Origin of the sequence: Roseibium aggregatum, from assembly GCF_014692675.1 — a bacterium.
Lineage (GTDB): Bacteria > Pseudomonadota > Alphaproteobacteria > Rhizobiales > Stappiaceae > Roseibium > Roseibium aggregatum_C.
On record NZ_JABFCZ010000011.1, the window covers coordinates 93370 to 113221 of the forward strand.

General features: G+C 65.1%; 17 protein-coding genes. 8 read left to right on the forward strand and 9 right to left on the reverse strand.

The annotated features are described in order from the left end of the window. Positions 1-104 precede the first annotated feature (104 nt). The 3 genes from HK439_RS11345 to HK439_RS11355 all read left to right on the forward strand — a co-directional run bounded on the left by HK439_RS11345 (position 105) and on the right by HK439_RS11355 (position 2780). Positions 105-1148: a hypothetical protein gene (locus HK439_RS11345; RefSeq protein WP_190291616.1), complete on the forward strand. Its 1044-nt coding sequence runs from the start codon at positions 105-107 to the stop codon at positions 1146-1148. Positions 1149-1404: 256 nt separating this feature from the next. Continuing rightward, positions 1405-2067: a L,D-transpeptidase gene (locus HK439_RS11350; RefSeq protein ID WP_190291617.1), complete on the forward strand. Its 663-nt coding sequence runs from the start codon at positions 1405-1407 to the stop codon at positions 2065-2067. A 116-nt stretch (positions 2068-2183) separates the two neighbouring features. Then, positions 2184-2780: a hypothetical protein gene (locus HK439_RS11355; RefSeq protein ID WP_190291618.1), complete on the forward strand. Its 597-nt coding sequence runs from the start codon at positions 2184-2186 to the stop codon at positions 2778-2780. Between the two features lie 116 nt (positions 2781-2896). Here HK439_RS11355 and HK439_RS11360 read toward each other — a convergent pair whose 3' ends face one another. Further along, positions 2897-3901, reverse strand: coding sequence for a zinc-dependent alcohol dehydrogenase family protein (locus tag HK439_RS11360; protein WP_190291619.1), 1005 nt, complete (start codon positions 3899-3901; stop codon positions 2897-2899). Between the two features lie 108 nt (positions 3902-4009). Here HK439_RS11360 and HK439_RS11365 point away from each other — a divergent pair, with 108 nt between their 5' ends. Then, entirely contained in the window at positions 4010-4855 is an 846-nt protein-coding gene (locus HK439_RS11365) for a LysR family transcriptional regulator (RefSeq protein WP_190291620.1), read from the forward strand. 47 nt (positions 4856-4902) lie between these two features. Here HK439_RS11365 and prfH read toward each other — a convergent pair whose 3' ends face one another. The 6 genes from prfH to queC form a co-directional block, all read right to left on the reverse strand. Then, on the reverse strand, positions 4903-5538 hold the full coding sequence (prfH, locus tag HK439_RS11370) for a peptide chain release factor H (protein ID WP_190291621.1): 636 nt from the start codon (positions 5536-5538) through the stop codon (positions 4903-4905). Next, positions 5535-6728, reverse strand: coding sequence for an RNA ligase RtcB family protein (locus HK439_RS11375; protein ID WP_190291622.1), 1194 nt, complete (start codon positions 6726-6728; stop codon positions 5535-5537). The genes prfH and HK439_RS11375 overlap by 4 nt, the downstream gene beginning before the upstream one ends. Positions 6729-7010: 282 nt before the next feature. Continuing rightward, positions 7011-7478 (reverse strand): preQ(1) synthase, encoded by a 468-nt coding sequence (queF, locus tag HK439_RS11380; protein WP_190291623.1) that lies wholly within the window; start codon positions 7476-7478, stop codon positions 7011-7013. Position 7479: 1 nt separating this feature from the next. Then, on the reverse strand, positions 7480-8208 hold the full coding sequence (gene queE / locus HK439_RS11385) for a 7-carboxy-7-deazaguanine synthase QueE (RefSeq protein WP_190291624.1): 729 nt from the start codon (positions 8206-8208) through the stop codon (positions 7480-7482). Further along, the gene (gene queD, locus HK439_RS11390; protein ID WP_190291625.1) at positions 8205-8561 is read right to left on the reverse strand and encodes a 6-carboxytetrahydropterin synthase QueD; all 357 of its coding nucleotides are present in this window, start codon (positions 8559-8561) and stop codon (positions 8205-8207) included. The genes queE and queD overlap by 4 nt, the downstream gene beginning before the upstream one ends. Further along, positions 8554-9243: a 7-cyano-7-deazaguanine synthase QueC gene (queC, locus tag HK439_RS11395; RefSeq protein ID WP_190291626.1), complete on the reverse strand. Its 690-nt coding sequence runs from the start codon at positions 9241-9243 to the stop codon at positions 8554-8556. The genes queD and queC overlap by 8 nt, the downstream gene beginning before the upstream one ends. A gap of 242 nt (positions 9244-9485) precedes the next feature. Here queC and HK439_RS11400 point away from each other — a divergent pair, with 242 nt between their 5' ends. Further along, the gene (locus HK439_RS11400) at positions 9486-11114 is read left to right on the forward strand and encodes an acyl-CoA synthetase (protein WP_190291627.1); all 1629 of its coding nucleotides are present in this window, start codon (positions 9486-9488) and stop codon (positions 11112-11114) included. 7 nt (positions 11115-11121) lie between these two features. Here the strand turns inward: HK439_RS11400 and HK439_RS11405 are convergent, their stop codons facing one another. Together HK439_RS11405 and HK439_RS11410 are read right to left on the reverse strand one after the other, a co-directional pair. Beyond that, a complete protein-coding gene (locus tag HK439_RS11405; RefSeq protein WP_190291628.1) occupies positions 11122-12255 on the reverse strand; it encodes a GNAT family N-acetyltransferase in 1134 nt (377 codons plus the stop codon). Beyond that, on the reverse strand, positions 12252-13670 hold the full coding sequence (locus tag HK439_RS11410) for a lipopolysaccharide biosynthesis protein (protein ID WP_209011731.1): 1419 nt from the start codon (positions 13668-13670) through the stop codon (positions 12252-12254). Before HK439_RS11410 ends, HK439_RS11405 begins: the two co-directional genes overlap by 4 nt. A 230-nt stretch (positions 13671-13900) precedes the next feature. On the opposite strand from HK439_RS11410, the gene HK439_RS27240 reads away from it, so the two are divergent. Genes HK439_RS27240 through HK439_RS11420 form a run of 3 tightly spaced genes read left to right on the forward strand, consistent with a single transcriptional unit; the run spans position 13901 to position 19777 of the window. Continuing rightward, positions 13901-14860 carry an inducible mutagenesis protein A gene (locus HK439_RS27240; protein WP_328804139.1) on the forward strand — a complete coding sequence of 320 codons (960 nt, stop codon included), beginning with the start codon at positions 13901-13903 and terminating at the stop codon, positions 14858-14860. Then, entirely contained in the window at positions 14796-16421 is a 1626-nt protein-coding gene (locus HK439_RS11415) for a DNA polymerase Y family protein (protein WP_328804142.1), read from the forward strand. Before HK439_RS27240 ends, HK439_RS11415 begins: the two co-directional genes overlap by 65 nt. Then, complete coding sequence (locus tag HK439_RS11420) at positions 16418-19777, forward strand: error-prone DNA polymerase (protein WP_190291630.1); 3360 nt, start codon at positions 16418-16420, stop codon at positions 19775-19777. Before HK439_RS11415 ends, HK439_RS11420 begins: the two co-directional genes overlap by 4 nt. Positions 19778-19852 lie beyond the last annotated feature (75 nt).

Below are 19852 nucleotides of genomic sequence, written 5' to 3' on the forward strand. Positions count from 1 at the left end.
GTCGTGTTAACGAGAAACGAGACGGATTATTCCGATCCCTATCTCAAGGAAATTTCCGGGGCAGAACGTGGAATTGGGTACCGGTATTTTATGTGGGGGGAAACATGGGCAGGCTGTTCTTTGAAGGCATGAATTTCGGCAGACGCCTGGGGTCGGTTCTGGCATTGATGCTGCCGCTGCTGTTGCTCGGCGGTCCGGCCGCAGTCGCGCAGGCTGTGTATCAGGTCAAGCCGGCGGGGTCGCTGGAGGTCGAGAAGTCGCCGGACGAGATAACGGAGCAGAAAGCCAAATACGGGACCGTCAAGGTCATTCAAAAGGCGGACGGCGAAAACAACGTGCTCATGTATTTCGCGCCCAAGGAAGGCGGGCAGTTCACCGATACCGTGACCTACAAACTGAGCAGCAAACCGAACGAATCCGTCTCCGCGACCGTCGAGGTCCGCGACGAATTTGGGGCCTTCGGCAGCGAAGATATCTATAATGAATCGTTCAAGGCGGTCTTCATCCTGTTCATTCTGGCTGTGCTTGTGGAGAGCGGCCTGCAGCTCATCTTCCGGTGGCGGCCGTATTTGCGGATATTCGATACGGCTTCCGCGAACGCCCTGATCGCCTTTGCCTTCTCGCTGATTCTGGTCAGGCTGTTTCACCTCGATGTGGTCACCAACCTGTTCAACATCTATACGCAGCCCGTGGATCAAGTGAAAAATACCATCCCGGGATATATTCTGACGGCCTTGATCATTGCCGGCGGCAGTGCCGGGGTGAACCGGCTCCTGCGGACCTTCGGTTTCCGGCCGATCGAGCCGCCGGCGGAAATCGTGGGGCCCAAACAGGAAGACCAGGCCTGGATTTCGGTCACGCTTACCCGTGATAAGGCCGTCGGCCCCGTCAACGTGCTTTTCGGCGAGCCGGGGAAGCTGGCCGTCATCGGAACGATCCCCGGCGGCGGCAGCATGAACTGGTTCCTGTCCCTGTTCCTCCGCAACAAGGCCCGGTTTCCGCAAAGCGGCGGCTACGCCGTTCCCGTCGGCGGCCCCTACGAGGTCAAGGTTGAGGCGGTCGATGCGGGCAAGAAACCGATATCCGAAGCCTGGCCGCCGAATTCCATCGGCAAGCGCGCCGTCATCGACTTGCAGTTCACCTTGTAGCTCTGCCAGCCGCGGCATGGCCCGTCTGGCCGGGCGGGTCTTCGCCATCGCGTTCGCCCGTGCCGTCAGGGTGGCCCTTTTTGTTATGTGTTGATGGCCGGGTCATTTTCCGGGCGCCGTTCTTTGAATAAGCTGACGCTGGGTCAAATATTCACCATCCATTTACCATAATCATGTTGCTCTCAATGCAAAGCGGTGCATCTGTCGGATCATGGATCTGACGCGGCCGGTCGGGCCGGGAACGAGGAAAGCGATCATGGCGTTGAAGGTGAGCCGCCGGAGTTTCGTTGTGGGATTGTCCTGCTTTATGGCCGCGTGCCAGAGCAAGGAAAGCGGTATACGTCAGGCGGGGCTTGATCTGAGTGCCGACGGGAGCCCCGATTATGCCGCGGCCTATGCGCCAATCCGGGACGGCGGGTTCTCGCTTCCCGCCATCCAGTACCAGAACTTCGATCCGATCTACCTGCGCCAGACCGTTTCCTATTCGTCGCGCTATCCGGCGGGGACGATCGTTGTCGATCCGCGCAAGAAGTTCCTCTATCTGGTCCAGCCCGGCGGGCGGGCGATCCGCTACGGGATCGGTGTCGGACGGGCGGGGTTTGCCTGGAACGGCGAGGCGGAGGTCGGTTTCAAGCGGGAATGGCCGAAGTGGTTCCCGCCGGACGAAATGATCGACCGGGATCCCAAGCTGGCGAAATTCCGGGACGGCCAGCCGGGCGGTCCGAGCAATCCGATCGGCGCCCGCGGCCTTTATCTCTGGCAGGGCAACAAGGACACGCTCTACCGCATCCACGGCACCAATGTACCGAGCAGCATCGGCACCAATGCGTCCAGCGGCTGCATCCGCATGTGGCAGCAGGACGTGATCGACCTGTACGACCGGGTGCATGTCGGCACCAAGGTTGTCGTGCTGGGGTGAAACCGTCCGGTTTGCGGCCTGCGCATACGACATTTGTGTGATGTTTGCCGGTGAGAATTCGGTATTCTCCGGTTTGATGGATTTGAATTAAGCGCTTTTCAAAAAGGGGTCAGCCGATGAAACCAGCCGTTGCGGCCGCGGGCCTTCTGCTCGGCACCATTCAGGCCGGCCTCGCCGATCCGTGCCACGACCGGTTCGTCGAGCTCTACATGCAGCTCGATCAGGGCGTGCCGACGAAGACCTTCGTCACGACCGAGTTCAAGGGCGCGCCGCCCATGAGCAACGATTTCCTGTACCTCAACCACGATCATCACATGAGCGTGCCGATCAACCCGCCGCAGGCCTGGGTGCTGACCTATCAGAACGTCATGTACCAGTCGTCGGACGAGGGCAAGAGCTGGGCGAAAGTGCGCGATCTCGACGCGAGCCAGAATGCGGAAGGCGCCATCGCCGCAAAGGCGGAAAACGCGAAGACCATCCGCAACGCCGCCTGCGGCACGGAGGAGATCGGCGGTGTTGCGCACGACACGCTGGAGGCGGATCTCACCGTCTCCCAGGGCATGGTGACGGAGAACCACTACAAATACTGGGTCCGGCCGGATGACGGTTTCATCGTCAAGGCGACCTATGACACCAAGGCGCCGAACTTCGAGATGGCGATTACCCAGGCGATTGAAAAGGCACCGGACCTGAAGCTGCCGACGCCGGAGTGATGGGGTCAGCGGGTTTAAACCAGGCGATTTCGGTGACAGCCTGGTCCCTTGCTCCTCTCTTTCTCGTTGAGGGGGAGATCCCGTGTCAGCGGACGGAAAGGGGCAAGGCCGCCTTTTTATGCGGTCACATCCACCACGATCTTGCCCCGCGCACTGCGATCCTCGATCGCCGCATGCGCCTCGGCCACCTGCTCCAGCGAAAACTGGCGGGGATCGAGGACTGGCACAAGCTTGCCATCCTCGGCCAGACGGGTCGCCTCACTCATGATCTCGCCGTGGTGTTCGCGGCCGATGCCGGTCAGGAGCGGCAGAAGCGTGAAAACGCCGGAATAGGTGCCGCCCTTGAAGGACAGCGGCGCCAGCGCATGATTGCCCCAGCCGAGACTGCTGACCACGTGGCCGAAGCGGCGGATCGCCTGGAACGACCTGTCGAGGATCGCACCGCCGCCGGTATCATAGACAATGTCGAAGCCGTTGCCGCCGGTGTATTCGGCGACGTAGTCCTCGACCGTTCGGGTGCGATAATCGATCGGGGTCGCGCCGAGCGCCGCGATCATGTCCTTCTTTTCCGCGCCGTCGGTAGCGTAGACCTCCGCACCGAAGGCACGGGCAATCTGGATCGCTACATGGCCGACGCCGCCCGCTCCGCCCTGGATCAGGACTTTCTGGCCGGCGCTGACATGCGCCCGGTCCACAAGACCTTCCCAGGCGGTGATGAAGACGAGCGGCAGGGCCGCGGCCTCGCGCATGGTCAGGTTGGCGGGCTTGCGGGCCAGGAGACGGGCATCCACGGCGGCGAACGTTGCCAGAGAGCCCTGATTGCCGCCGACACCGCCGGTCATGCCGAAGACCTCGTCACCGCGGCTAAAGGCGGTCACGTCGGGCCCGACCGCTTCCACGACGCCGGCCAGATCGATCCCGAGAATGGCGGGAAGCGGATGTTTTGCATGTCCGGCGATGCCGGCACGGATCTTCGTGTCCAGCGGATTGACGCCGCTGGCCTTGATGCAGACGAGGACTTCACCGGGTCCGGGCTGCGGCCGGGCAATATCAGTGATGCGGAAAGGTCCGCCGTTGGTTTCGAGCAGGGCCGCCCGCATGGTTTCCTGGGTCTGTGACATCCCGGTCTCTCCGTTTGAGGTGTTGACGAAACCAAGATGGGAACAGATGCTACTGTTTGAAATTTACGTTTTTGATTTACATTCATTCATAATTGAATGGGACATCAAATGGACTGGAGCGACGTCAGGATCTTCCTGGCCATAGCGCGCAACGGAACCCTTGGCGCGGCTGCCCGGGCGCTCGGACAAAGCCAGCCGACCATGGGCCGCCGGCTAAAGGCCCTGGAAGCCTCGGTCGGTCACGCCCTGTTCCAGCGCACGACCGAAGGCTTCGTCCTGACCGACGAGGGCTCGGCCGTCTTGCCCCACGCGGAGCGGATGGAAGAAGAGGCCCTGTCCTTCGAACGCGAGCTGGACGGCCAGGGCGGGCAGCTGGAGGGCACGCTGCGGATCGCAAGCTCCGACTGGTTTGGCACCTATGTGCTGACGCCGGTCCTGTCGCAGCTCGTCGCAGAGCATCCGCAACTGACGATCGAACTCCTGACCGATGCCAGGATCTATAGCCTTGCCCGGCGCGAGGCGGACCTCGCCTTCCGGATCACGCCGTTCAAGGAGAGCGGCGTGATCCAGCGCAAGCTGACCCGGATCGACTACGGGCTATACGGCAGGTCGGATACCGAACCGCCGGAAACCGGATCGGGTGCGGGGGCCAAGCTGGTGACGATGGATCATGCCTTCGAGACTTTTCCCGATGCGGCCTGGCTGCGGGACACCTTTCCGCAGGCGATCGTCGCCTTTCGCAGCAACAACCGCGAGGTTCAGGCGAAGGCCGTCCAGTCCGGCGCGGGCATTGCCGTGCTGCCGGACCGGCTGGCTCAACACATGACCGGACTGGTCCGCTTCGACACGCAACCGCCGCCGCCTGCCCGGGATGTCTGGGTCGGCTATCACAGCGACCTCCGCCGCCTGCGTCGGTTGCGCGTCGTGCTTGATACCGTTCTGGATACCATTTGAGCGGCGGTGAGGCATCCGGCCACCAGCGGGGAGCAGAGACGGCCGGATCAGCTCTCCACGAACTTCTCCCCCTTGAAGCAGAGCACCGCGTTGCCGCGTTCCAGGCGCTTGTGCAGGATGTTTTCCGATGCCTTTGACCGGGCATCGGCGATCTCCTTTTGCAGGTAGAGCCGGTCGGCGAGGCGGCGCAGGGCCGCCTGTTTGTTGCGGTGCTGGGAGCGTTCATCCCGTGAGATGACGGCGATGCCGCTCGGCAGGTGGGTGAGGCGCACGGCGCTGTCCGTGGTGTTCTGGTGCTGGCCGCCCGGTCCGCCGGCGCGGAAGGTCTCGAACTTCAGCTCCTTCGGATCGAGTTCGGTCGAAACCGCATCTTCCGCTGAAACCCGGAAGACGCCGACGAACCAGTTGCGCCGCTTGTGATGGGGCCGGAACGGGCTCTGGGCGATCCATTGCACCGTTCCGACCCACCGTTTCGCAAAGACCTCCGCAGCCTCGCCGGACAGGCGGACGATGGCCGATGGCGGATCCTGGGCATCCGGGTCGGACAGGGTCTCGTCAAAGGTCAGGGTCCGCCGGGCGGCCTCTTTCCGCATCTGGCCGAGGATCAGGTGGACGGCCCGCCGGCATTCGCGCGGACCGTCGCCGCTGGTCACCAGAAGGCGCAGGTCCTTATCGGAGGTCATGATTTCTCCCTCCGTTTCCGTACGCGTTTCCAGGTTTCCTTGTCGCCGGTGTCCCGCTCCGCCTTTGCCTTCTTGAAGGTCAGCAGGGGCTTGAGCGAGGCGACGGCGGTTGCGAGGCCGGCGGCTTCCAGATCCGCCAGCACCTGGCCGGAGGGCTTGTAGGCGACCGGAGCCTCCTCGATCAGAAGCTGGCGGTCCTCGCAGACCACGTAGCCGCCGAAGGAGGTGCGCTCCAGCTGCTTGCGGTCCGACTTCGTCGCACCGGCCCGGCCGGCCATGGAGGCGCGGTCGTATTTGCGGCCGGATCCGTGGGCGAGAGAGGCAAGCGCTTCCGGTTTGGTGCCGGTCGGCCTGACCAGATAGCTCAGCGCATCGCGGGAGCCGGCCAGCGGCACCAGACCGCCATCCGCCTTCGCCGCGCCCTTGCGGTGGAGATAGAGGCCGTCGAAGACCTCGATCAGGTTGTGCGGCGCATCGGCGACCAGCGTCAGGTCGGCACGCAGGGCGCTTGCCGCCCGCTCGGCGATGATCTGACGGTTGAGCCCGGCCCAGGCGACCGCGTCGTTATGGCGGTTCAGGTAGTTTGCCGCTTCGCTCGAACCTGCCGCCAGACCTTCATGGGCCTGATCGACATCGTTGAAGACCGCCATGCCGAGCGAGCGGGAGCCGGAATGCACCAGCATCACGAGTTGACCTTCGGCAAGGCCTGCGTCTGCCAGCGCAGTGCCGTCGCAAACACGGTCGACGACCTGCAACTCGCAGAAGTGGTTGCCGCCGCCAATGGTGCCGAGGGCTTGCGGGTGAAGGTCGGACGCAAGGCCCGCCTCAACGAGGCGTTGGGATGCATCGCCGTCCCAGGGACCTTCGAGCGCGCGCAATTTGACCGCAGCCTTGTCGAGCCGCAGCTTGCGGGCGGGAATTCCTAAGGCGAACAGCGACATGCCGCAACCGATGTCGTTGCCGATCAGCGGCGGATAGATACGCTCCGACAGGATGGCGCTGCCGACCGGGCCATATTTTCCGGGATGCAGATCCGGAAAGGCGGCAACGGCCCTGACGCCGTCCAGCCCGGCAACGTGGCGAAGTTGATCGACCGCCGCGCCTTCGATCCAGGAGGCTTCTGAATAAAACATATGAATGGACGCAGGCGCGGCGTCGGCCGGCCCGGCATCCGGGATGGAATTGCCCATGGGAGATTTCCATTTTGAATAGGGGTCGTGCGGGTACAGGCTGGTCCCTGTCCCGTTGACACCGGCCGTCCCGTCGTCGCGGGTTAGCGCGGGTTTGCTGCCCCTTTGGGCGAGCGGCTCATGATCGGCATGTCCGGTACCCCGTTTCAAAATGGTTCAAAAAGGAGGCCGTCCTTTACACCCGGCGCCGGTCTCCCTCAAGAGCCGCTGCGGCTGTTTGGGGAGGTTCGGAGCCGGGTGTTGTTTTACGGCAACTGTGGCGGCTGCTGCGCCGGACAGGCCTCACCCACGTCCGCGGTAAGGCGCGACGCCCTGTTCGGGGATCCACACCCCATCGGGGACCGGACCGGTCTGGTAGAAGACATCGATCGGGATGCCGCCGCGCGGATACCAGTAGCCGCCGATCCGGAGCCACTTGGGCTCCAAGAGGTCGACCAGGCGCTTGGCGATGGAGACTGTGCAGTCCTCGTGGAAGGCGCCGTGGTTGCGGAACGAGACCAGGAAAAGCTTCAGCGATTTGCTCTCCACCAGCCATTTGTCCGGCACGTAGTCTATCATCAGGTGGGCGAAGTCCGGCTGGCCGGTGATCGGACAGAGCGAGGTGAATTCCGGCGCCGTAAAGCGGACCATGTAGTCCGTGCCTTCCTGCGGATTGGGCACCTTTTCCAGAACCGCCTCTTCCGGGGACTGGGGCTGTTCGGTCTGGCCGCCGAGCTGGGTCAGGTTTTCGTAGATGCTTTTGTCGGTCATTTCATACTCCGCGAAGGTTGCCCCAGATGAGTGTGTGAAGTTGCGGCAGGACGGTGGCGTCGAACCAGCGGTCCCGGGTGACCGTGTCGACCAGCCAGCGCATGCGGTCCATGATGCCGTCCAGGTCGAGAGGGGTGTCGTCCTCCCAGATCATCGGCGGGGTGTGATTGCCGGGCTGCAGGTAAACGGGCAGTCCGGGAAGTCGTTCGGCCACGGTTCGGGCAAAGGCGTAGTCTTCATCGTCGAAGACGACGATTTTCAGTGCGACCTCAATGTCGCCCGCCGTTTCGATACAGTCCGCAAGCATCTGCCAGTCGGGTTCCATGCCGCTCGACGGCGGTTTGGGACTGAGCATCAGGACATCGAGCCTTGCGAACCAGTCTTTGGCCACGCTTCCCTGGGTTTCCAGGGCAAAATGATAGCCTTTGGCGCGGCCGAGGTCGATCAGTTGCCCAAGCGGCTGGATCGCCGGATTGCCGCCGGACAGGGATACGGTCAGCGGCGAGCCGCCGGAAAGCGCCTCCACACGGCTGAAAACCTCGGCCGCGGTCATGGGTTTCCATTCGCTGCGGTATCGGCTGCTGACGGCATGCAACGTGTCACACCAGGAACAGCGGTAGTCGCAGCCGCCGGTGCGCACGAAGACCGTGGGCTTGCCGATCAGCGCGCCTTCGCCCTGGATCGTCGGGCCGAAGATCTCGCTGATGCGGATCGTCTCGGGCGTTGTCATGGCCGGTACTCCGCACAGGTTTTCGGCGTTTCCTTGACCCGAACCGCACTCACTTCCGGCCAGCGCGCCCTGCACCAGTCATAGAAGTGTTTTGCCATCCGTTCGGCGGTAACCTGATCGTCGCCGAGCACGTCGTTCAGGTGCCGGTGGTCGAGGGTGTCGTCGATGTAGCTCTTGAAAGCACCGAGATCCCGGTAGTCGCGGACGAAGCCGGTGCTGTCGAGGGTTTCCGACTGCAGTTCGACCTCGACCACATAGTTGTGGCCATGAAAGCGCGCGCAGGGGTGGTCCTCCGCCAGGCCGACCAGCCGGTGAGAGGCGGAGAAATGGAATTCCTTGTGGATCCTAAACATGGCAGGCGGCTTTCCAGAACTCCGGATCCTCGTAGACGGTCGGATCCTCGCCGCCGGCGAGATGGAACGCCTCGCGCCGTTCGACGCAGGTGCCGCAACGCCCGCAATGGTGCTCGCCGCCCTTGTAGCAGGACCAGGTCTTGGTGAAATCGACGCCAAGCCTCAGGCCCTCGGCGGCAATGTCGGCCTTGGTCCGGTGCACGAACGGTGCATAGAAGCGGATCTCGCCCAGGCCTTCCAGCGCATGGCGCTGCATGGTTTCGAACGCCTCGACGAAACCGGGGCGGCAGTCGGGGTAGATGAAGTGGTCGCCGCCGTGAACAGCAGCGGCCACCGCATCGGCGCCGCGCGAGGCGGCAATGCCGAAAGCGATCGCCATCATGATGGCGTTGCGGTTCGGAACCACCGTGATCTTCATGCTGTCTTCGGCGTAATGGCCGTCGGGCACATCGACGTCGTCGGTCAGGGCCGAGCCGGTGAGCTGGCGGCCGACATTGGCGATGTCGATCAGGGTGTGTTCGGTGCCGAGTTCCTCGGCGCAGGCCCTGGCGAAGGCCAGTTCCTTTTTATGCCGCTGGCCGTAGTCGAAGGAGACGAGGCCGACGAGCTCGTTTTCGCGCGCGACCTTATGGGCGAGCGTGACGGAATCCAGTCCGCCGGAGCAGATGACGAGTGTTTTCAAGATGTTTGACCCTTGTTTTCGCTGGGACCGGGTAGGCTGCGACCGGTCATCGCCCGAAGGCGATGGCAGGCTTCTAACAAGACTGGCCGAAAAGGGAAAGAAAAACCGGGCCGGGGGCGGACGGCGTGCTTGCCGGAATATCGTCTGATCGGTCGGATTTACCCTCTCGCACCGCCTCTATTGCACTGCAGCACCGGCAGGAGTAGGCTCCGCTGCACAATAAATCAGCAACGGACTACGGAATGTTCAAGCAGGCCGGAGACTACGATACTCTCCTCGCCAATTTCCGCTGGCAGATACCCGGGACTTACAACATCGCGACCAGCGTCTGCGACCGGTGGGCCGCGGAAGATCCCGACCGCCTCGCCATTCGCCATCTCCGTGAAGACGGACGCGCAGAGGCCTGGAGCTATCTGGAGCTTGCGCGCGCGGCCAACCGCTTCGCCAATTCCCTTGCCGCAAAGGGGATTGCCCGGGGCGACCGGGTCGCGCTGCTGCTGCCGCAGGCGCCGCAGACGGCGATCGCCCATCTGGCGATCTACAAGATCGGCGCCATCGCCGTGCCGCTGGCGGCGCTGTTCGGCCTGGAGGCGCTGAAATACCGGCTGAACGATTCCGGTGCCCGGGCCCTGGTGACCGATACGGCAGGTCTGGAAAAACTGGCGGAGATCCGGGGCGACATTCCCGGCCTGGGTCTGGTGGTTTCCATCGACGGGCCGGAAAGCGGCGTCGAGAGCTTCGACGCCCTGGCAGAGGCCGCCTCCGACCGGTTCGAAACTTTGCAAACGACCCCGGACGATCCGGCGATGATGATCTACACCTCCGGCACCACCGGCCAGCCGAAGGGGGTGCTGCACGGTCACCTGGTGTTGCCGGGTCACCTGCCGGGCATCCAGATGTCGCAGGATTTCATGCCCCAGGCGGGCGATCTGTTCTGGACGCCGGCGGACTGGGCGTGGGCCGGGGGGCTCTTGAACGCGCTGTTCCCGGCGCTGCATTTCGGCGTGCCGGTCGTCTCCTTCGCCTTCCGCAAGTTCGATCCCGAGCGCGCCTTCCGGCTGATGGCGGATGAAGGGGTGCGCAATGCCTTTATCCCGCCGACGGCGCTGAAGATGCTCAGGGCGGTCGAACGTCCGGCAAGCCGCTTCGATTTGAAACTGCGCAGCGTCGGCTCTGCCGGCGAGGCTCTTGGCCGGGAGACCTACGACTGGTTTGCCGGGGAGTTCGGGTTCCAGGTCAACGAGTTCTACGGCCAGACGGAATGCAACGCAGTGCTCGGCTCCTGCGCGGCATGTGGGGTGTCCCGGTCGGGCGCGATCGGCAAGGCGATCCCGGGCCACGAGGTGGCGATCATCGATGACGATGGCAACGTCCTGCCGCCGGAAACGCTCGGCCAGATCGCGGTCAGGCGGCCCGATCCGGTGATGTTCCTGGAATACTGGAACAAGCCCGAGGCGACGGAAGAGAAATTCATCGGCGACTGGATGATCACCGGCGACCAGGGGCTGCAGGACGAGGACGGCTACGTCCATTTCGTCGGCCGCGACGACGATGTGATCACGTCGGCCAGCTACCGGATCGGCCCCGGTGAAATCGAGGACTGCCTGCTGATGCATCCGGCGGTGCAGCTGTCGGCCGCCATCGGCAAGCCCGATCCGCTGCGGACCGAAATCGTCAAGGCCTATGTGGTGCTCAAGGACGGTGTGGCGGCCGACAAGGCCCTGGAGGACGAGATCCGGACCTTCGTGAGAAAGCGGCTGTCCGCCCATGAATATCCCCGCGAGATCGAATTCGTTCCCGACCTGCCGATGACAACGACCGGCAAGGTCATCCGCCGGATCCTCCGGGAAAGGGCGCGTACCGAGGGGTGAGGGCGACTTATCCCTGGTGCCTGAGAAGCCTGCGGGCGAGGCGGCGCAGGTCGCGTTCCAGCGAAAGATCCAGGTGTCCGGCCAGCTGCAGGAGGCGTCCGGCGGGGGAGGCGGCGCACAGCAGGGTGGCGTAGCGGACCCGGCCGCGCCAGAGGGGCTCGATCATCCGGTGTCCCGGAACGGCGAGCGAATCGGCGCCCTTCAGCTGTTTGTCCTGCAGGTTTTTCTCCAGCGCATAAAGGGTCACCTGGCTGCCGGGTGAAAAATGCGCATAATCCTCGTCGAAGGCGATCTTCCAGGAAAAGGCGTGATTGCCCTCAAGCAGGATGACCAGCATGGCGATCGCCTTGCCGGAGACCGAAAAGACGTCGATCCGCACCCCGTCCGATCTGGCGCGCGCGGCAATCATCCTGCGGGCGAATTGGGTTGAGGCCGGGTCGTTCAGGAGGGCCGTACCTTTCTTTCCCTTCCAGCCCGAGGCTTCCAGCTCCATGAAGGTTTCGAACATGCGGACGGCGTCCTCGCCTCGGACGCTTTCCAGGCGGACCTCGCCCTGTTCGGACAGGCGGCGGACCAGACGGGGCAGCTCCTTGCGCCTCTTGCCGCTGAAGGCCTTGGTGAATTGCCGTTCGCCTTCCGCTCCGCCGTCATGGCCGGCGCGCGCTTCCGGATGGGCGTCCCTCGGGTGCCAGGCGGCGGTCTTCAGGAGCGGAGCGGCGGCGCAATCGAGCGGCAGATAGGGGATGGCCACCAGGGGAAGCCCGACCGCCTGTGTCGCCAGTTTCAGAAAGATCTCGCCGGTTTCCGCGGGTGCGGTCCGGTCCAGAAGGGGCGTGCCCAGGGGGCCGTATTCCGTAGCCCAGGCCGTTGCCGCCGGGATGCCGAGACCGAGGCGGCGGGGACCGAAGGGAGCGGCCATCATCCAGCGGCCGGTCCGTTTGTCCGTGACCGCGCACAGGCGGACATTTGCCGGTCCCATGTCTTCCAGAAAGGGCATGAGGAAGTCGGGGCCGAAGAACGGATTGGGGTCGGCGGCGCTTTCGGCCAGGGCCTGCCAGGCGCTGAGCCGGTCGCCGGGATGCACCGGGTCGATGACAATCGGTTCGAGATTGCCAACTGCCGGAAGATCGGGTGCGCTCAAGCCTCCGTTCCCTTCCGGTTCAGGATGAGCGGCAGGATGAAGGTCTGGACGCCCAGGTTCCTGCGGGCGGAAACGGTCAGGCAGGTTGCCTCGAAGATGATCGCGAGACTGGTTCCAAGGGCTGCACCCATCAGGCCGAGATGCGGGATGAGGGCGAAGTTCAAACCCACGTTGACCGCAAAGGTGGCGGCATAGATGAGGGCGCAGCTCTTCTGGTTGCCGCTCATGTTGAGAAGGGCATCGACCGGTCCGACGGAGGCGCGCGCCAGAATGCCCACCAGCAGGACCGCAATCAGGGGGAGGCCTGCGGTAAAGTCCTTGCCGAACAGGCTGAGCAGCACGGGGGCCGCGATCAGGACGGCAAGACCGGTGGCTAGCGACGGCCAGAAGGTCCAAGTGGTCGCCTTGTGCACATAGGCGGCAAGGCCTTCGCGGTCATCCGTGGTGACGAAGCGGGAGAACCGGTGCGCGGAGGCGGCGCGGACGGCGAAATAGACGAAATGCACCAGCGCCAGCGTCTTGGAGGCGGCGAAATAGACCGCCACTTCGTCCGGATCGCGCCAGAAACTGACCATGATCACGTCCGCGCTGGTGATCAGCTGGAAGAAACCTTCCACCATGAGCATGGGCAGGGAAATGGCGAACCAGGTACCGAGTTCCAGGCGGCGGGGGCCTTTCGGGATCCGGGTGGTGAGCCGTCCGGCCAGCCTGATCTGCTGATAGATCGCGATGGCCCATGTGGCGGCAACGGCGGCAAAGGCCGCGGTCAGGGCGGTGGCGGGCTGGCCGATCAGGATGAAGACAAGCAGGAAGGCGAGAATCGCGCCGGGCCGCCAGATATAGGTCGGCAGCATGGCCAGCGACGGCCAGTCGTAGGAGCGGGCAATACCGTCCAGAACGCCGCCGAAGGCGAACATGGGCAGGGCCAGGAGGACGATGACCATCGGCAGCGTATACTGGGAATCGATCCTCGAGTGGAGCAGGAAGACCACGGCGATCGCGGCGCCTGCGACGAGGCTTGCGCCCAGGAATGCGATGGTGCGGCTGGCGAGCAGAAAGCCGCGCAGGCGGTCCATGTCTCCGGTTTCGCTGTATTCCGGCACGAAGCGGGTGGAGGAGGAGGAAAATCCGCTGCAGGCCATGACGCCGAGAACCACAATCCAGGTCCAGGCCACGGAAAAGATGCCGTAGTCATGGGCGCCCATCAGGCGGGCGAGGATGATCTGGGAGACATAGGCAAGGGCCGCGCCGCCGACGCGGATCGCAAAGGTGGACAGGGCCATGCGGCTCGCACCGCCGCTGCCGTCTGCCGGGTCGCGAAGGGCATCGAGGATCTGGGTCAGCATGTCTGCGGCCGGCCGCAGGGCCGGCATGTGCTGCAGTCGCTGTGTCCAGGTCGTGGCGAATTGGCGCAAAGAGGAGTCCCCGATCGTTATCCGGCGCTGTTATGACACGAGGGACTTAAGATTCCGTGGCTTTGAAACGCTCTTCGGGCGATCAAACCTCCGTGAGAGGTTTCGGGAGGATTCCCTTGCGGTATTGCACATTGCTTCGGTCCGTTTCGCAAAGGCTCTTGACTCTGCGTCCGGGATTCGGAATCTATAAGAACAAAGAGAGAACAAAATCCAAAGTGATTGGATGGACTGTGCCCAGATCGCCAGAAAACCGGCGAGAAAGCCGGCCTGAGAACAAAACAGAAATCCGGCCGGAAAACCGGACTGATCTTGCCGAGCTGCGCCGCCGCATCGCGGCCCTTGAGGGAGGCCTCCCCTTCAACGGGCAGCTTGGTCCGGCCCCTGCTTTTGCCGCCGTAAAGCAGGGGCCGGAACCGGTCCGCCTGTCCTTCGGTCTCGACGCGCTGGACGGGCTGTTTGCCGCGGGCGGACTTGCCTGCGGCACCCTGCATGAGGTGGTGAGCGGCGAAAGCCGGGATGCGGGGGCCTTGTCGGGCTTTGCCCTTGCGCTGCTTGCCCGGGTAATGACGGCCCGTTCCGGGGCCGTACTCTGGGTTCTGGACCCGCTTGCCGGCCGGGAAGCCGGGCTGCTGCACGGGCCGGGCCTCTCTCGTTTCGGCGTCGATCCGGCCCGCCTGATCGCCGTTCGGCCGCGCCGCACCGAAGAGCTTTTATGGGCGATGGAGGAAGGCGCGCGTTCGTCCGTCCTGGCGGCTGTGGTCGGCGAGGTGCAGGGCGCGCAGAAGGCGCTCGACCTGACGGCGACCCGCCGGCTTCTGCTGCGGGCCCAGGCAAGCGGCGTGCCGGTGTTCCTGGTGCGCCACGGGGCCGCGTTCGAGCCGACGGCGGCTCTGACCCGGTGGTGCGTCACCCCCGGACGTTCGCAGGCTCCGGCGCTTTTGCGCGCCGGACCGCATGAGGCGATCGGCGAGGCCGCCTGGATCGTGGACCTGACCCGAAACCGCGACGGCCGGTCCGGCCGTCTTGACCTGGAGTGGAGACATGCAGAAAGGCGTTTTGCCGCGCCAGCGCGTTCTGTCGCTCTGGTTTCCGGAACTGGCCTGCGACCGGATTCTGCGCCGGACGATGGGACCGTCGTGGCGGGTCCGGAGAGCACCGGACAGCGGATCGACTTCCCCGCGGCCGGTTGAGGCCGTGCCGCCGCTGGCGGTGGTCGCGAAAATCCGCAATGCACAGCGGATCACCTGTCTGACGGCGTCGGCGCGCGCGCTGGGCCTGCGCTCCGGCGAGGCTCTGGCGGATGCCCGGGCCCGGGTGCCGTCGCTGCTGGCGGAAGAGGCCGCTCCCCGGGAAGATGCCCTCCTGCTCGGCTTTGTGGCTGACTGGTGCGACCGCTACACGCCGCTGGTGGCGATTGACGGGGACGACGGGCTGTTCCTCGATATCACCGGCTGTGCCCATCTTTTCGGCGGCGAAGAGGCGATGCTGGCCGATGCGCTTGACCGACTGGAACGGCAGGGCTTTGCCGTGCGCGGTGCCATTGCCGATACGCCCGGAGCTGCCTGGGCGGTCGCCCGCTATGGCGACGGCGGGTCGATTGCCTCCGGACAGCAGGAACAGGCGCTGGCGTCCCTGCCGCTTGCCGCCCTGCGGCTCGACGCGGAAGCGGTCGAAGGGCTGGAGCGGGTCGGGCTGAGCCGGATCGGCGATATCGCAACGCGGCCGCGCGCGCCACTGGCCAACCGGTTCGGGCCCGCGCCGGTGCGGCGCCTGGACCAGGCGTTCGGCCGGGAGGGCGAACCGATCTCGCCCCGGTTCGCAGCCCCCCTGATCATGGCCGAACGCCGGTTTTTCGAACCGATCGGCCGTCTGGAGGACGTCAGCGCGGTCGCCCTGTCGCTGGCCGGCCAGCTCTCGGACGCGCTGGAACGGCGGTGCCAGGGCGGTCGGGCCTTCGAACTGGCGCTGTTTCGGGTCGACGGCGCGGTTCAGAAGCTTGCCGTCGGCACCAGCCGGCCGTTGCGGGTGCCGAAACGGATCCTGGCGCTCTTCGCCGAAAAACTGAAAGCGGACGAAAGCGTGCTCGATGCCGGGTATGGCTACGATCTCGTGCGTCTTGCGGTGCTGGAAGCGCAGGACGAGGACCCGGCCCAGCTCGATCTCGGCGGGCAGGGCGTGGCGGAGGCCGAAGCCGATCTGGCAGGCCTGATCGACCGGCTCGGCGCGCGGCTCGGGCTTGACCGGGTCACCCGGCTTCTGCCTGTGGACCGGCATTTGCCGGAATCCCAGACAGCGCTGGTGCCGGCTGCCGCCGTGCGCGAAGACGCGCTCGCCTGGACCGGGTTTTCCTCCGTGGTTCTGGGCTGCGACGATCTCGGTCTCGGGGCTTCGGGCGAGGTGGGGCTCCTGCAGGCCCGGCAGAGCTCCGAGATGCCTCTTGAACGTCCCTTGCGGCTGCTCGATCCGGCGGAACAGGTGGACGCCATCGCCATGGTGCCGGAAGGTCCGCCGCTCCGGTTTCGCTGGCGGCGTACGCTTTACCGGGTGGTCCGCTCGGAAGGTCCGGAGCGGATCGCCCCGCCCTGGTGGGTGGGGGCGCCGGACGCGCCACCGTTGACCAGAGAGGGCGTGACCCGGGATTATTTTCGCATCGAGGATGACGCCGGCCGGCGGTTCTGGCTTTACCGGGAGGGGCTTTACGCCCGCGAAACGGCGACCCCGCGCTGGTATCTGCACGGGGTGTTCGCATGATCGGAGATTCTACTCCCGCCTTTGCCGAACTGTGTACGGCAAGCAATTTTTCCTTCCTGCGCGGCGCGTCCCATCCCGAAGAACTGGCCATGACCGCCGGCGCGCTCGGACTGTCCGGGCTGGCCGTGTGCGACCGCAATTCCATGGCCGGCGTGGTCCGGGCGCATATGGCGGCCAAGGAAGTGGGCCTGCGCTTTGTCCCGGGCTGCCGGCTCGCCTTCCTGGACGGAACGCCGGACCTGATCGTCTGGCCCCGGGACCGGGAGGCCTATGGCCGCCTGACCCGGCTGCTCACCACCGGAAACCGGCGCGCGCCCAAGGGGGAGTGCCATCTGGTTGCGGACGACCTGGCGGTTCTGGAAGAGGGCTTTCCCATGGCGCTGGTCCTGCCGGCCGGTCTGCCGGAGGCCGATGACGTGACACGTGTTCTCACGCGGCTCAGGCAAGACTTCGGCCCATCCGTGCGGCTGGCCTGTGCCCTGCCGCGCGGCCCCTCCGACCGGCGGCGGCTGCAGCTTGCCGCCGAGCTTGCCGAGGCGTGCGGCGTGCCGCTCCTGACGACCAACGACGTGCTCTATCATGCGCCGGGGCGGCGCCCCTTGCAGGATGTGGTCACCTGCATCCGCCTGCACGAACGGCTGGAGACGGCGGGGCGGAAGCTGCAGGTCAATGCGGAACGCCATCTGAAGGATGCCGAGGAGATGGCGCGCCTGTTCGAGGCCGTCCCCGGCGCTTTGCGCGAAAGCCTGAAGATCCTGGACGAGGTGTCCTTCTCCCTCGACGATCTTGCCTATGAATACCCGGAAGAACCCGCGGGCGAGAGCGCCACGCCCCAGGCGGAGCTGGAGCGGCTGGCGGAGGAGGGCATGCGCCGGCGCTACCCGGCCGGAGCGCCGGAGAAGGTCAAAAAGGCCGTCGCCCATGAACTGGCCCTGGTCGAACAGCTGCAGTATGCGCCCTACTTCCTGACCGTCTACGACATCGTCCGCTTTGCCCGCTCGCAAGGCATCCTCTGCCAGGGGCGCGGCTCGGCGGCGAATTCCGCCGTCTGTTTCTGCATCGGCATCACGGAAGTGGATCCGGAACGGGCCGATCTCCTGTTCGAGCGGTTCATCTCGCCGGAACGGCGCGAGCCGCCGGATATCGACGTCGATTTCGAGCATGAGCGGCGCGAGGAGGTGATCCAGTACATCTATGAGAAATACGGTCGCGAACGGGCCGGGCTTGCGGCCACCGTGATCACCTATCGTTCCCGCTCGGCCCTGAGGGAGGTCGGCAAGGTCTTCGGTCTGTCGGAGGATGCCATCGGTGCGCTGTCCGGCACCGTCTGGGGCCGCTCGTCCGCGGGCACGGAGGACACCCAGGTGCGCGAGGCCGGCATGGACCCGGCCGACCCGCTGCTGACGCAAATGCTTGCCTGCGCCAGGATCCTGATCGGGTTTCCGCGGCACCTCTCCCAGCATGTGGGCGGCTTCGTCATCACCCGCGGCCGGCTCGACGAGGTGGTGCCGATCCAGAATGCGGCCATGGAAGACCGCACGGTGATCGAATGGGACAAGGACGATCTGGATTCCCTCGGCATCCTGAAGATCGACATCCTGGCGCTCGGCATGCTGTCGGCGATCCGCAAGGCGCTGGAGATGCTGCGCGCGGAGTATGGTGTCGATTACTCCATTGCCCGCATTCCGGCGGAGGAACCGGAGGTCTACGACATGCTGTGCCGGGCCGATTCCATCGGCGTCTTCCAGGTGGAAAGCCGGGCACAGATGACCATGCTGCCGCGGCTTCGCCCGCGCTCCTTCTACGATCTCGTCATCGAAGTGGCGATCGTGCGTCCCGGGCCGATCCAGGGGGACATGGTGCATCCCTATCTGCGCCGCCGGCAGGGGCTGGAGCAGGTCAGCTATCCGTCGAAGGCCCTGGAAGAGGTGCTCGGCAAGACCATGGGCGTGCCGCTCTTCCAGGAGCAGGCGATGAAGATCGCCATCGTCGCGGCGGGCTTCACCCCCGGCGAGGCGGACCGTCTGCGCCGGGCGATGGCGACCTTCCGCCGGGTCGGCACCATCGGCACCTTCCAGACCAAGATGATCGAGGGCATGGTTCAAAACGGCTATGAGCGGGAGTTCGCCGAGCGCTGCTTCCGCCAGATCGAGGGCTTCGGCGAATACGGCTTTCCGGAAAGCCATGCGGCCAGTTTCGCCCTGCTCGTCTATGCGTCGGCCTGGATCAAGGCGCATTATCCGGATGTCTTCTGTGCCGCGCTGCTGAATTCCCAGCCCATGGGTTTTTACGCCCCGGCCCAGCTGGTGCGCGACGCCCGCGAGCACGGGGTGGAAGTGCGCGAGGCCGACGTCAACCTGTCCGGCTGGAACGCGATGCTGGAACCGGGCATGGAGGCGGCCCGTCATCTCCACCGCAGGCATGGCGAGATGAAGGACGTGGTCTGGTCGACCAAGGCCGTGCGGCTCGGCCTGCGCATGGTGAAGGGCCTGAGGGAAGAGGATGTCGGCGCGATCATCGCCCTGCGCGGGCAGGGTTACGATTCGGTTCGCGATCTCTGGCTGAGGACCGGGCTTGGCCGGCAGGTCATCATGCGCCTGGCGGAGGCGGACGCCTTCCGCTCGCTCGGGCTCGACCGGCGCACGGCGCTGTGGGCGGCGCAGGGACTTGAAAGGGGTGTTGCGCGCGACCGCCTGCCGCTGTTCGACACGGCCCGCCTTGCCGATCTTCGTCCCGAGCCGGATGCGGACCTGCCGCCGATGTTGCCCGGCGCCCATGTCATGGCCGATTACCGTGCCTTAAGCCTGTCCCTGAAAGCCCATCCGGTGTCCTTCGTGCGCGGCGCCCTGTCGGAGATGCGGGTCCTGCCCTGCAAGGATCTGGATCGGATCCGCTCGGGCCGGGTGGTGACGGTGGCCGGTCTCGTCCTGGTGCGCCAGCGCCCGGGTTCGGCCAAGGGTGTCATCTTCCTCACGCTGGAGGACGAGGGCGGTGTCGCCAATATCATCGTCTGGCCGAAGGCCTTCGAGAAATACCGCCCCCTGATCATGGGCGTGCGGTTCCTGAAGGTAACTGGCAAGCTGCAGTCGGAATCCGGCGTCATCCATGTGGTGGCGGATCATGTGGAGGACGCCACGCCGCTCTTGGCCCGCCTGTCGGACATGGCCATCGAAAATGCCGGTCTTGCCCGCGCGGACGAGGTCAAGCGCCCGGTGATCGAGCTGTCGGAAAAGATCAAGCCGGCGAGCCGCCTGGCCCAGCTTGTCAGGGACGTGCCGGAACTCCGGCAGGACCTGGCGCCCGAGGTGCCGCGCCAGACCCTGAAGGCCCTGCCCGGCGGCCGGAATTTTCATTGAAACCCACCGAGCGCTGTCCGGTGTTTTGGGAGGTTTGGTGAAAGGAACTCAATTCTGTTATACGATGTATTACAA

Excerpts from the sequence above, each read along its gene's own strand:
- queF (WP_190291623.1), bottom strand. The coding sequence starts at position 7,478 with ATGACCGACAAAAGCATCTACGAAAACCTGACCCAGCTCGGCGGCCAG.
- HK439_RS11350 (WP_190291617.1), top strand. The coding sequence starts at position 1,405 with ATGGCGTTGAAGGTGAGCCGCCGGAGTTTCGTTGTGGGATTGTCCTGC.
- HK439_RS11415 (WP_328804142.1), top strand. The coding sequence starts at position 14,796 with ATGGGACCGTCGTGGCGGGTCCGGAGAGCACCGGACAGCGGATCGACT.
- HK439_RS11355 (WP_190291618.1), top strand. The coding sequence starts at position 2,184 with ATGAAACCAGCCGTTGCGGCCGCGGGCCTTCTGCTCGGCACCATTCAG.
- HK439_RS11345 (WP_190291616.1), top strand. The coding sequence starts at position 105 with ATGGGCAGGCTGTTCTTTGAAGGCATGAATTTCGGCAGACGCCTGGGG.
- HK439_RS11360 (WP_190291619.1), bottom strand. The coding sequence starts at position 3,901 with ATGTCACAGACCCAGGAAACCATGCGGGCGGCCCTGCTCGAAACCAAC.
- queE (WP_190291624.1), bottom strand. The coding sequence starts at position 8,208 with ATGACAACGCCCGAGACGATCCGCATCAGCGAGATCTTCGGCCCGACG.
- HK439_RS11365 (WP_190291620.1), top strand. The coding sequence starts at position 4,010 with ATGGACTGGAGCGACGTCAGGATCTTCCTGGCCATAGCGCGCAACGGA.
- HK439_RS11420 (WP_190291630.1), top strand. The coding sequence starts at position 16,418 with ATGATCGGAGATTCTACTCCCGCCTTTGCCGAACTGTGTACGGCAAGC.
- prfH (WP_190291621.1), bottom strand. The coding sequence starts at position 5,538 with ATGACCTCCGATAAGGACCTGCGCCTTCTGGTGACCAGCGGCGACGGT.
- HK439_RS11375 (WP_190291622.1), bottom strand. The coding sequence starts at position 6,728 with ATGGGCAATTCCATCCCGGATGCCGGGCCGGCCGACGCCGCGCCTGCG.
- HK439_RS11400 (WP_190291627.1), top strand. The coding sequence starts at position 9,486 with ATGTTCAAGCAGGCCGGAGACTACGATACTCTCCTCGCCAATTTCCGC.
- queD (WP_190291625.1), bottom strand. The coding sequence starts at position 8,561 with ATGTTTAGGATCCACAAGGAATTCCATTTCTCCGCCTCTCACCGGCTG.